This window comes from Phormidium pseudopriestleyi FRX01 (assembly GCF_017313335.1).
Lineage (GTDB): Bacteria > Cyanobacteriota > Cyanobacteriia > Cyanobacteriales > Laspinemataceae > Laspinema > Laspinema pseudopriestleyi.
This window is the reverse complement of record NZ_JAFLQW010000590.1, coordinates 1-6415: the sequence shown is the minus strand read 5'-3', so window position 1 is coordinate 6415 and position 6415 is coordinate 1. Positions and strand designations below refer to the sequence as shown.

Here is a 6415-nt window from a genome sequence, read left to right as displayed (position 1 = left end):
TTTATGGCTAAGTAGCAGCAATTTAGTTAAGAAGCCCAGGTTTAAGCTTCTCCTGTACCGATGGACTAATAGAACCGATCACTTTGGGTTTTAACCGAGGCGGTTATCTATCTTTTTTCTGGATATGAATAGCCAAGCTGCTACTTTTTATTCATTCGATTTTGTTAGATATCCCAATTCCACTATGACATCACTGAGTTCTTGTTCAAAGCGTTGAAATGCTGGAACTTGACGCAAGCAAGAAAGTTGAACCCGTTCTGCGATCGCCTCAAAAAATTCCTCCACTTTTCTTGAAGTTTTGCGCCGACGACTACCCATCACCTGACGATACACCAGATTGAGCGTTTGTTTCGGATCAAGAATCTTTTCTACTTCCCGAGCTTTTGCGGGGATTCCCAAGGCCGAATCATTCAAAACCGTACCGAAACCCAGGCGCAACGCATCTCCATCTACCAGAGTCCAAGCCTCCATTTCTCGCACAGGTACCACACCGATTGTCCGTTGCTGCGGGGGCTGAATTTCTGCGGCAACTCGTTCTGAAGCTCGTTGTACCCGTTCTGCGTAGGCTGCGGTTGGATCCCCTGCACCATCAGTATGAATAAATAAAATATCAAACGATCCTTGTGCTTCTCGTGCGGCTTCTAAAATCTGGGTTTCTAAATCAGCTTTTCGATACTTGAGCGGTGAATAAAGCGGCAGAATTTCTCCCAATTCTATCGTGGTGACGGCTCGTTGTAAACATAAATTTTCCGTGGTTCGGCGTAGCACTGGAGGCAAAAATCGATAATCCGTTGGCCCTTCTGCAAATAAAGCCATTCCTAGATAGCGCATTTTAACCCTCCCGTTCAACGCTGTGAAGATAGCGATTTACTTCATAACCCCTAACAAAATGGGCGGATTCTCCTGAGACCCCTGTCCCATTAAATTTAACAGGTCTCATCCGTGTTTTTCGATTAATTTGTTGGGTGTGTGGGTCAATAAGGCTCACCATATCGGCAAACACAGCTTCTCCATCTTCCAGACTTGAAAGCACAACAGGGGAGTGACTATTCAGCAAAATTTGAGCCAGGGGTTGTTCAGGGTCAATATCCTTACTGAATGGATTGATAGCCAGTTCCCGAATTCGGGCGATCGCCGCCTTCAATCGTAAGGGATGAATTCCATTTTCTGGTTCTTCAAAACAAATTAATCCGCGTAAATTAGGGTCGTTTAATAGAGTCAGTAAAGCCAGCAGCCGGAGAGTGCCATCAGAAACGACCCGAGAACTAAAAGATTGACCCTCTCTCATGGCAAGATTCACGCGATATTCCCCATATTTGGGATCTTCCTCCACACTGATATCCATCACACTGGGAACCAAATAGCTCAAATCCGCAGCGATATCAGCTAGAACACCTTTGGGTTGAATATCTGTAGCGGTTTCCCCTTGAATTCGGGCTAATACTGCTGCTAGATTCCCTCCATCTGGAGCTAAATCCAGAGGAGCAGCACGGGAACTGGGATGGCGAAGGGCAACTGGATCGAGTTGGAGAAAACGCCAAGAAAGTAACTCTTGGCGCACGGCATAAAGGTGGGGAAATTCAGCGCTAGTAATGCTCCCTAGAATTGTCGCTTCCGCAGACTCGGCAGATAACGTTTTACCCGGGCGTCCATCGGGGGCGATTTTAAAGATACGCTTACCTTCTTGTTCTTCCGTGGTGAGCCAAGGTTCTCTCCGGTTGTATTTTAGAAATAACTCAGAGAAAGAGGCATCAATGGATGGGTTGGTAGAACACCATTGATCCTCGGTTTTTAAAATGGGGATAACAGATTCTTGGGTAATTCGGAGATGATCAATATTGCGATCGCCTTTCCGATATTCGATCTGCACTTCATAGCGGACCCGAGAATGAGACAGTTCCACCACTTCACCCCAAGAGTCACGCACTTGGGGTGCCAGAAGCAATTCGACTGCAAAAGACATTTGCGGACTAGACGATCCATCAGCTTGCCTCCGAAAGAGTTCCAGGGGTTCGCCGCGCAACCCTTTCAGTGCCGATCGCAGGTCCGTTGCCGCCAGTTGAGACAGGAGTAAAATGGCATCAAATAGGTTAGATTTTCCCGAAGCATTTGGACCTAAAATGACGGTGAACGGCGCTACATCGAGACTAAACTGCTCAAAGCTTTTGAAACCATCGATTTCGATTCGGGTCAGCATGAGGGATTTTTCGGGAGATGAGTTTTAGTTTAATCCTGACACAACCCATGATGAAGCGGCGGGTTTGAGTGACGGTACGCGGCGATTGGCATCTTCCTGAACTGGCGTCCCCTCAAGCCTATCTGAGCAAGATGGACAAACCCAGCAGTAGTAAATCGTTGGCGTAAATTTCACCGCCTAGCTGCAACAGGTTACCAATACCAGGCTTCAAATAGCTCGGAAACTGCTAGGGAAAAACCGGGGATAATCTCTTCTCCATTGAGCCGATCGCCTGAGCGTAAAAACCCATCGGGTTCGGGTTTATGGTAAACTAAAATGAACTTTTCATCGGGATGAATCACCCAGATTAACTGCGTATCATTATCGAAATATTCTACTATTTTACTATGAATTTCTTTAACAGTATTACTGGGAGATAAAATTTCAATGGCTAAATCCGGTGAGCCTTGAAAAAATCCTCGGGGGGGTCGAGTTAACCCTTGCAATCGGTTTTTGGCAACAAACGAAACATCTGGAGCGCGTTTATTTCCATTTTTTAGGGTAAAGGCTGTACTGGAATCGCAAATTGCCCCGAGCTTATTGGGTCTAACTACCGTGATTACAGCAGCTACTAAAATGCAGGCGATATAGCCATGTTCCATCCCGGAATTTCCCCTGTCTATTATTTCTCGATTGACTAACTCGTACCGATCGCCATCTCGGGATAAGGCTATAAATTCTTCATCGGTCCAGTGTTTTTGTTCAGTGGAAACGGTCATGGTTTTTCTGGATAGATGAGGAGGAGATGTGTTGCTATCAACTTAAGTCAAGGGGGGAGAGGGAAACGACTGAAGTCGTTACTACAAACATTTTCCCGAACTCCCCTATGAAACAACAATAGATGATTATTGGAGACGACTGAGGGCTTCTCGGAGTTGTTGTTCGGATTGGGGATTGGTTTTGACGAGTTCGGTGATTTCGTTAAAGCGTTGGATGGTTAATCCGTTACTGGTGACTAAGTTTTTTGAGCCTTCGCAATAGTTGACGACGATCGCCTTGACTTCGCGATCGAGTTGGTTGACTGAATCGGTATTTCGGCAGTCAATGGCGGGAACGTAATTGAGGATTGTTTCGACTTCTTGGTAGGCTTGCGATCGCTGTTGTTCGATCGCCACAAGGGACCGGGCGTAGTTCCCCATTTCTTCCGGGGTAATGCTTTGAGCCGAGGCGGAATGCGTCCCAATCCAATGGGCAGAGTTTAGGGTGAGATGAGGAATGGAACCTGTGAGGATTCCCAAGGCGGAAAGCGCACTGACGCAGAGGATTTTCGCTCGGATTCCCTGAACATGAAAACGGGACAATTTTATCATCATCATAATATCCACAAGTGATAGATTTACTAAGAAAAATCTCTAATTGATTGGGAATACCAAGCTTTTTTTGAGGCCAATCGTTAACCCATTAGGGTTGCTTTTTATGATTCAACTCTACCGGGTTTAGTTCCGGTTTGGTGGGTGGAGACGGCGGCTTTATAGAAATTTTACCGAAATGAAGTTTGGCGACAGAGTTGACATAGTTCTATGGTTTTGGTTTGGAGGGTGGAGAGTTCTTCTGTCCCTCGTTTGAGGCTGACTTCTAGTTCGAGGAGAAGGGCTAAGATTTGTTCTAATTGACTAAGGGAGAGGGCGCTGACTTCTTTTCTTAAGAAGTAGATGCGTTTAAAATTGCCGATTTCGGCAGCAGCAGCGATCGCCTTTTCATCGCGCTCACCACTTTCTATCATCAGTTTAACCCAGAACCAGGTTCTAAATTGCCCGGTGAGGGTGGCGGAAATTTTCAGGGCGGGTTCGTTGCGGTTGATCAAATCGGCCACTAATTCTAAAGCAGTTCCTACGTCTCCTTGGCGAATGGCACTGGCAAGCTGTAAGCTATTTTGAGTCGTTGCTGTGACGAGTTGATCCACTGTAGCGGCGCTCAGGGATTGAGGTCCGGCACTCAGGGAATACAGGTGCAACTTTTCCAGGGCATTATACAGCGATCGCGTATCATTGCCGACGGACTCGGCCAACAGGTCCACGGCATCAGGGGTGAGTTTGACTCCCACTTCCTGGGCGACTTTGCGGACGAATGAGACGATTTCATCATGCTTCCAAGGCGGTAATGGCGAAAATTCCTGGACTTTGGCGTACTTTTGTAACAGTTTGGTGGTTTTGAGTCTGCCATCGGGTTTGTTGGGGGTTGTCAGTAGCAGGATGTTGGTTTCGGGGATCACCGGCAGGGTGCGTTCCATTTCTGCTAAGACTTCGGCGGATGCCTGCTGACAAACATGGGTATCCACTAACCAGACAAAGCGCCCCCCACTGCCAAAGGGCGGCGTGACGGATTGATTAAGGCCCTGAATCACGGCATCGGACTGTTCGGGGGAAATTTTGTCGGCATTAAAGGTCGCCCAAGCGGGATCCAGGGTGCGATCGCGCAAAGCATTCACCGCTTTTGCCATTGCAAAGTCATCTGATCCCCAATAGAGGTAAATTGACATATAGAAGACTATGGATAAAATCCAAGGGTCAAAAAAGCAGGAGGGTTAACCCTTCCTTTAGGATAAAAGAGATTGGCAACGGTCATGCCCTTGATCCCGGTTCTGGGCGAAATGCTAAGGGTGAGTCATTCTCACCGCACCTAAGACAACCGCGAAAACCTTTATAGATATAGACAAGAGAGGCAATAAGAATTGGACGATACTTTACAAACCTATTTGAATCGAGTGGCGCGGATGACCCTGAAAGATGCCTATCAGTCGGGACTCCAGCATATTCAGCCCTCTCCCAAATTTCAGGCGCAAGGGGGTGGGGCCAGAAAGCCGGTATCTTTTCCCGGTTACACGGTAGTCACGCCGCCAATGATAGAAGATGTTGAAAATCAAGAGTTTTATAAAAATATGGAGAGTTGCCAGCAGCAATTGCTGGAGATACTGGAACCGGGTTTAATGGTGCCGGTTCCTGCGGATAGCTTTCATGTCACCTTAGCGGATTTAATTTGGGACGGCAGGTACCGAGATGCGGCGGCGGAAAATCCAGAGTATGATCCCCAACTGCGATCGGCGATCGCCCAAAGTTTCCAGCAATGCCACTCCCTTGCCGGAGGTCCCCCGATTCGCTGGCAGGCCCTCGGGGTGATGTTGCGGACTCGGGCGATCGGGATTTGTTTAGCGCCGAAAAATGAGCCCTCATACGAGCAAATCGTCCAATTGCGGCGATCGATTTATCAAAATCAACAGTTAATGGGCTTAGGAATCGAGCAGCAGTATCATTTTACTTGCCATATTACGTTGGGCTATTTTGGCGAAATTCCCTCCAGTTTAGACCGGGAGCATCTTAGCAGTGTCTTAGCGGATTTTAATGATAAATGGCTGGATAGTCCCCAAGAAATCGTCATTCAAAGAGCAGAAATTCGCAAATTTGACGATATGACGCGCTACTATCGCGAAGAAGATTGGCCACTGTTTAAGTTTTGAGAGAGCAAGTCTAACCCCCAACAACAAACGACAAATGACCAACGACAAATGACAAATGACAAATGACAAATAACAAATGACCCCCCTGATTCATCCGATACTGCAACAGAGTTTTGCCCTCATTGATGCTGAGATTGGCGAACATTCTTTTACTCCCGCTGAATATGAAATTGTTCGGCGGGTGATTCATAGTACCGCCGATTTTGAATTTAAAGACTTGATTACATTTAGTCCAGGGGCGATTGAAGGGGCGATCGCCGCCTTACGTCGGGGGGTTCCAGTGGTGACTGATGTCAGTATGGTGAAGCAGGGAGTCAGCGGGTTGCTTGCCAAAACTTTTGCCAATCCCTTACACTCTGCGGTAGAACGGGTCCCGGTGGCTGCTGAGGGCAAAACCCGGACGGAAATGGGTCTGTTGCAATGCTTTGCAGAATTTCCCGAGGCGATTTATGCGATCGGGAATGCGCCAACGGCTTTGTTGGCCCTGTGCGAGGTCCTCAGACAGTCCCCGATTCAACCGGCCCTGGTGATTGGCGCACCTGTGGGGTTTGTTTCGGTGGTGGAATCTAAGGCGGTACTGGCGCAACAGAATGTTCCTCAGATTAGAATAAACGGTCGTAAAGGGGGTTCTCCGGCTACGGCGGCGATCGTGAATGCTTTAATTTTGTTGGCTTGGCAGCCAGAAAGGGATGAAAAAAGTAGTTAATTGTTAGGGTTTTAATTAG

General features: G+C 47.5%; 7 protein-coding genes. 2 read left to right on the top strand and 5 right to left on the bottom strand.

Features of this window, described 5'->3' with window-relative positions:
- Nucleotides 1-147 precede the first annotated feature (147 nt).
- From J0895_RS22615 to holA, 5 genes are all read right to left on the bottom strand, one after another.
- Nucleotides 148-831, bottom strand: a complete 684-nt coding sequence (locus J0895_RS22615) for a DUF4276 family protein (RefSeq protein ID WP_207090251.1) — start codon at nucleotides 829-831, stop codon at nucleotides 148-150.
- A gap of 1 nt (nucleotide 832) precedes the next feature.
- Nucleotides 833-2197, bottom strand: coding sequence for an AAA family ATPase (locus J0895_RS22610; RefSeq protein WP_207090250.1), 1365 nt, complete (start codon nucleotides 2195-2197; stop codon nucleotides 833-835).
- A gap of 191 nt (nucleotides 2198-2388) precedes the next feature.
- A complete protein-coding gene (locus tag J0895_RS22605) occupies nucleotides 2389-2955 on the bottom strand; it encodes a Uma2 family endonuclease (protein ID WP_207090249.1) in 567 nt (188 codons plus the stop codon).
- A 126-nt stretch (nucleotides 2956-3081) separates the two neighbouring features.
- A complete protein-coding gene (locus J0895_RS22600; RefSeq protein ID WP_207090248.1) occupies nucleotides 3082-3552 on the bottom strand; it encodes a DUF4168 domain-containing protein in 471 nt (156 codons plus the stop codon).
- A 164-nt stretch (nucleotides 3553-3716) separates the two neighbouring features.
- Nucleotides 3717-4715 (bottom strand): DNA polymerase III subunit delta, encoded by a 999-nt coding sequence (gene holA / locus J0895_RS22595; protein WP_207090247.1) that lies wholly within the window; start codon nucleotides 4713-4715, stop codon nucleotides 3717-3719.
- A 192-nt stretch (nucleotides 4716-4907) separates the two neighbouring features.
- On the opposite strand from holA, the gene J0895_RS22590 reads away from it, so the two are divergent.
- Both J0895_RS22590 and J0895_RS22585 read left to right on the top strand, forming a co-directional pair.
- Nucleotides 4908-5690 (top strand): DUF1868 domain-containing protein, encoded by a 783-nt coding sequence (locus tag J0895_RS22590; protein WP_207090246.1) that lies wholly within the window; start codon nucleotides 4908-4910, stop codon nucleotides 5688-5690.
- A 76-nt stretch (nucleotides 5691-5766) separates the two neighbouring features.
- Entirely contained in the window at nucleotides 5767-6396 is a 630-nt protein-coding gene (locus tag J0895_RS22585) for a cobalt-precorrin-8X methylmutase (protein WP_207090245.1), read from the top strand.
- The last annotated feature ends 19 nt before the right edge of the window (nucleotides 6397-6415 follow it).

Excerpts from the sequence above, each read along its gene's own strand:
- J0895_RS22615 (WP_207090251.1), bottom strand. The coding sequence starts at position 831 with ATGCGCTATCTAGGAATGGCTTTATTTGCAGAAGGGCCAACGGATTAT.
- J0895_RS22610 (WP_207090250.1), bottom strand. The coding sequence starts at position 2,197 with ATGCTGACCCGAATCGAAATCGATGGTTTCAAAAGCTTTGAGCAGTTT.
- J0895_RS22605 (WP_207090249.1), bottom strand. The coding sequence starts at position 2,955 with ATGACCGTTTCCACTGAACAAAAACACTGGACCGATGAAGAATTTATA.
- J0895_RS22600 (WP_207090248.1), bottom strand. The coding sequence starts at position 3,552 with ATGATGATGATAAAATTGTCCCGTTTTCATGTTCAGGGAATCCGAGCG.
- holA (WP_207090247.1), bottom strand. The coding sequence starts at position 4,715 with ATGTCAATTTACCTCTATTGGGGATCAGATGACTTTGCAATGGCAAAA.
- J0895_RS22585 (WP_207090245.1), top strand. The coding sequence starts at position 5,767 with ATGACCCCCCTGATTCATCCGATACTGCAACAGAGTTTTGCCCTCATT.